We start from the raw sequence: 4,294 nt of genomic DNA, 5'->3' as shown, positions 1-4,294 counted from the left end.
ACTTCACGGCCGGCGGGTTCACTTCGCTTCCGCCGATCGATTGGGCCAAGCCCGCGAAGACGGTTAAGAGCCTGAAATCAACCTAACATTTACTTATTACTCCTCGGGATTTGCCAGCCAGCACAGGCAAAAGGCAAGACCTGCCCCCTTGCATCGTTATTGCTAACACCAGCACCTGAACTCAGTTGCGCTTTGGCCATACGTAACTCTTCCAGCAATTCGATCTTTTCCTGCATTGCTTCATATTCAGCTACATCAAGCACTACGGCTATACCTTTGCTACGCTGGGCAATGACCAGCGGGCGGCGGGTTTCGTTGATTTGCTTTATATAGCTTGCAACACCAGCGCGGAATTCAGACAACGGCTGAATGTCTTCATCAAAATGAATACGGCTCATAACTCACCTTGCAGTACAAAATAACGTACGAATAGTAGTGCAATAGATGTAATATAACAAAAAAGCACTGTTACAATCCGGTTTGAACCAGCTGCTTTATTTTCAGCGCTTTTTCAAAATGATCCAGCCGGTGGGTTTGGATCCACCAGGTTGCGGCTTCCATCAGTAGCGCCGGGTCGTCATTTTTGTTGGCGAAAAAAGCGTAAAACGACACGCCTACGGTTTCGCCTTTGGCGAGCATTTTCTTATCACACACTGCAATAATTTTTTGTCTTAAGGTGTCGCGCATAGTTGGGCATCCCCGTGTGGTGATTAAATTGGCCCTTTTTTTACCGGCCGATAAATGTTGGCTGCCATCATTAACATGTATGCCAGTATTACCCCGACTAGTGACGGCAGATAGGTCGCTAAAATGACCTGAGAAAGCAACAGAATTATAAGCGCTGTCAGACTACCCCACAGCCAACCCCGCCGTTTTTCATATTGTGCAACCCTATACATAAAAACTGCCGCACAAATGATTAAAAATATACCAATATACATTTACTACTCCTGGACATAGCCTCGATTGCTGATAACGGCCATAAAATTGCGTAGGGTTAGACGGTTTAGGGTAAAGAAATGCTGTGCCTGTCCATGATAAGGATCCACAAGCTGTACCCGGCTGGCAACGGCGGCGAGATCCAGCAACAAGCGGCTAAGGCCGCTACCCACACTGAAAATATCGATTACCACCAGTAGCCGTATCTAGCTATGCTGCTAATTTACTTATATTTTTAGATACAGCATCTATACCCGCTTTATCTTGGTTGCCAAGCTAATACTCAACTCACTTTCGACATTAATAAAACGGGTAATGGTAGAGTTGGCGACATTCTAGTCAGCCTCTTCTAATAAATTTGGCAATGTCACAATCCTCCGGCACTCGCTCTACCCGGCGGTCAAGATCAGTAGCTTCAGCAATTAGCTCCGGCCGCAAGGGTAACTGTATTGGTAACCGAATATTTTTAACCACCCCCAAATTACGCAGCGCATTTAGCACCCACCAGCCCGGATCTGGCTCATCGGTGTATAGCCCAAGCATAGCCGAGCCTGGATAAGCGTGATGATTATTGTGCCAGGCTTCTCCCATAGAAAGCAGGCCTGCCAAGCGAATGTTATGCCCCTGGACAGCAGCACCCTCGACCCGCCAGGTTCGTTCACCGTCATTGTGCGCAAAATAGCCGATAAGCCAGTGGCCACCCACGGACACCGCTATTCGCACCGACACGCCCCAAACCAACCAACTTAAGCCCCCCATCCAATACAGCGGTATAGCAAGGACCAGTTGTTGCCACATCCAGGTTTTTTCAATAAAGCGATAAAACGGATCAGCAAGCACTTCCTGTTCAATATGAAAGGTGGGGCCATTTTGCAATTGCAGATCGCAGTTTAGTTGCCACCAACCGTCTTTTAACATGCCGGAACCATGTAGCAGGTAATCATGACAGCGGGTTTGGCGCTGCGCCCAGTCTCGCAAATCATGCTGTTTCATCATGCCGATGGGCCCAGTCATGCCGACCAGGGTTCCCAGGTACACAAACAGATACTCCAGCCATTTAGGGCATTCGTACGACCGGTGGATTAGCAGTCTGTGCATGCCAAGCGAGTGACCAAAGCACAGTGTAATGGCCGTTAGCAGCAAAAATATACCGAAGGACGAAATCGTCATCACAAATGGCGCGACGAAAGCAGTTGCTATTAAATGGCTGAGAAACCACACTGATTTAGCAGGGCTCCATACGACCGACCCCATGTAAGCATCTGTATTTGCTGCGGCCTTAATTCTCTCGGTATTAAGCATGATGGTCCAAAAATTGATATGTCAAACTGTGAGGCACTAAGTTAACAGCAATTTCTGTTTTTTATAAGATTGGCAGCTTTTAATATTGTAGCGGCACTGTCTTTGGGGTTCGCTTGCAGAATAAAGTGCGGACCGGCAATTTCTGCAAAAGCTATGTCGCTATATGCTTGCACAAATTCCCGTTTTTTTATTGCCGGCACCAGCCTGTCGTTTGCCGCTGCTATATAGACAGCAGGAACATCCGATGTAAACCCATCATACTCGGCCTCGGCAATGGCCCTGAGCCTTAACTTCAGCACATTGGCGGGAACAGTATTTAACGCAGAACGAAATAGCGCTATTTGCCCAGGTGTTGCTTCTTTACCCAACATCAGCAACCGATAAACGGCGTTAGAAAAAGGCAGATGTGCTAAATGGCGTAGTGGTAAATGCGATGCCAGATAAGCAATTAGCTTTTTGGGGCCTGACAGAAAAGATGCCACAAAAATAATGCCTTTTAAATGCAGCACCGCTTGCTGAGAAAGACAGGCGGCAATGCCGCCTGAAAAGGATTCGGCAACTAGAATAAAATCTTCTGACGGAAGTTGCTGCAACACCTTAGCAGCTAGGTTGCGGTAGTCTTGTGCACCGGCAATTGGCAAAGGCAAAACCTGCACTGTCAGACTTTCTCCTTGCACGGCTTGTTCTTGCGCGGACAGGCTTTGAAAATACTTTACCAAGGCCTCAAACAACTGCCCGGTTCCGTCCATTCCTGGTAACAGCACTAGTTTCAATTTCTTTTGCCTTTTAAACGTGATTACCAGAGCAACTGCCTAGCATACAGCCATACTAAACCTGAATATGACTTATTTTTCAAAGAAAAATGTTCAAAGCTCCAGGCCCGCCCCGAGAGACAGAAGACTTAGTAATTTGCTTAACTGCTGCTGATAACCAGCCTCACTAAAAGCTTGTGACGCCGGATTCATAAAACCGTGCGCGTAGTTTGTACTAACGGCTGTTACACCCGGCTGTTGTTGTAACTGACTGCAAATATCAGCCACTGCAAAATGTGGCTCGCTGTGGCCAAAAACAACCTGCACAGGCAGCTGCGGGGTTAGCGCCAGATGTTGATAAATCTGCCCGGGATAAAACAGTATCGCTTGTTTTACCGTATCGGCATCAGCTTGCGCCAAGGCGCGCCATAAGGCGCTGGCACCAGCACTAAAACCAATGGCAAAATCAAACGGCGCTGTGGCAGTTTGCAAGGCGGAGGCGACACATTGTCCATAGGCATTATGGCCGCATTGTGCGCTATAGGCGGCATAGGCCTGCTGCTCATCCGCAAAATGCTGTGCCTGTCCATGATAAGGATCAACAAGCTGTACCCGGCTGGCAACGGCGGCGAGATCCTGCAACAAGCGGCTAAGGCCGATACACACACCGAAAATATCAGTTACTATCAGTAGCCTCATCACCTTGCCTCCGATTGAGTGAATACCATTTTTTGTTTGCTTGTGCCGATATTCGTTTGTTTATGCTGATATTGCTAGCGTGTTTATGGCAAGCCAATAGCTGCTGGTTTGAGTTATCCAAGGGCTGTTGCTATGCTCGAACCAGCTTAATGATTACCGCAGCACACATCAAGCCGGGCTTAGCTGCATCTTCCACATGTCAGCGACTTTTTAGTCACATTGGCTTTGCTAACCTAGCAGCGATGCATCACATAAAAATGGCTGAACGTGGGAGAAATAAGGATATGAATATAAGCAGGCAATGTATAAAGGTATTGGGGTTGATGCTGCAGTTAAGACTGCGCTTAACACTGTGCTCGCTGCTGCTCGGTTTGCCACTGTTGGGCTTGCCAATTATTGCCAATGCCACAAGATTTTAGACAGGCACAACTACACAAGATTTTAGACAGGCACAACTAAGCACAAGATTTTAGACAGGCACAACTAAGCAGCTATCAGCAATAGATCAATCCAATAGTCTATATTCAGGGCTTATGCGGTAAAGAATAGCACAAGATTTTAGACAGGCACAACTAAGCAGCTATCAGCAATAGATCAATCCA

The 4,294-nt window shown here is 47.3% G+C and carries 6 protein-coding genes; all 6 read right to left on the bottom strand.

All coding sequences use genetic code 11. From position 1 onward, the window contains the following. Positions 1 to 89: 89 nt before the first annotated feature. A complete protein-coding gene (locus tag V7D78_RS16245; RefSeq protein ID WP_333609505.1) occupies positions 90 to 398 on the bottom strand; it encodes a type II toxin-antitoxin system Phd/YefM family antitoxin in 309 nt (102 codons plus the stop codon). Positions 399 to 468: 70 nt separating this feature from the next. After that, a complete protein-coding gene (locus tag V7D78_RS16240; protein WP_333609504.1) occupies positions 469 to 687 on the bottom strand; it encodes a DUF6500 family protein in 219 nt (72 codons plus the stop codon). A 257-nt stretch (positions 688 to 944) separates the two neighbouring features. Next, entirely contained in the window at positions 945 to 1,133 is a 189-nt protein-coding gene (locus V7D78_RS16235; RefSeq protein ID WP_333609503.1) for a hypothetical protein, read from the bottom strand. 145 nt (positions 1,134 to 1,278) lie between these two features. Continuing rightward, complete coding sequence (locus V7D78_RS16230; protein WP_333609502.1) at positions 1,279 to 1,977, bottom strand: hypothetical protein; 699 nt, start codon at positions 1,975 to 1,977, stop codon at positions 1,279 to 1,281. Positions 1,978 to 2,282: 305 nt separating this feature from the next. Then, the gene (locus tag V7D78_RS16225) at positions 2,283 to 3,014 is read right to left on the bottom strand and encodes an alpha/beta fold hydrolase (protein ID WP_333609501.1); all 732 of its coding nucleotides are present in this window, start codon (positions 3,012 to 3,014) and stop codon (positions 2,283 to 2,285) included. Positions 3,015 to 3,107: 93 nt separating this feature from the next. Beyond that, positions 3,108 to 3,692: a dienelactone hydrolase family protein gene (locus tag V7D78_RS16220; protein WP_333609500.1), complete on the bottom strand. Its 585-nt coding sequence runs from the start codon at positions 3,690 to 3,692 to the stop codon at positions 3,108 to 3,110. Positions 3,693 to 4,294 lie beyond the last annotated feature (602 nt).

The sequence above is a fragment of the Arsukibacterium sp. genome (genome assembly GCF_036735525.1).
GTDB lineage: Bacteria > Pseudomonadota > Gammaproteobacteria > Enterobacterales > Alteromonadaceae > Alishewanella.
The sequence above is the reverse complement of the archived record's forward strand: the minus strand, read 5'-3'. Positions and strand labels throughout refer to the sequence as shown.

Excerpts from the sequence above, each read along its gene's own strand:
- V7D78_RS16220 (WP_333609500.1), bottom strand. The coding sequence starts at position 3,692 with ATGAGGCTACTGATAGTAACTGATATTTTCGGTGTGTGTATCGGCCTT.
- V7D78_RS16245 (WP_333609505.1), bottom strand. The coding sequence starts at position 398 with ATGAGCCGTATTCATTTTGATGAAGACATTCAGCCGTTGTCTGAATTC.
- V7D78_RS16240 (WP_333609504.1), bottom strand. The coding sequence starts at position 687 with ATGCGCGACACCTTAAGACAAAAAATTATTGCAGTGTGTGATAAGAAA.